Source organism: Phosphitispora fastidiosa, assembly GCF_019008365.1.
Classification (GTDB): Bacteria; Bacillota; Thermincolia; order Thermincolales; family UBA2595; genus Phosphitispora; species Phosphitispora fastidiosa.
Window position 1 is genome coordinate 1 of sequence record NZ_JAHHUL010000093.1, and the last position, 312, is coordinate 312.

Consider the following 312-nt stretch of genomic DNA (forward strand, 5'->3'; position numbering starts at 1 on the left):
ACCGGAATCGGGACTACTAGGGTATCTAATCCTGTTTGCTCCCCACACTTTCGCACCTCAGCGTCAATACCTGTCCAGGTGGCCGCCTTCGCCACCGGTGTTCCTCCTGATATCTACGGATTTCACTCCTACACCAGGAATTCCGCCACCCTCTCCAGGATTCAAGCCCTGCAGTTTCAAAGGCAGTTCCACGGTTGAGCCGTGGGATTTCACCCCTGACTTACAAGGCCGCCTACGTGCGCTTTACGCCCAGTAATTCCGAATAACGCTTGCACCCTCCGTATTACCGCGGCTGCTGGCACTCATTCCGGT

At 55.8% G+C, this 312-nt stretch carries 1 rRNA gene; it reads right to left on the bottom strand.

Annotated features, from left to right (window positions below):
* Window positions 1–312, bottom strand: a 16S ribosomal RNA gene (locus tag Ga0451573_RS19085); the annotation flags it as partial.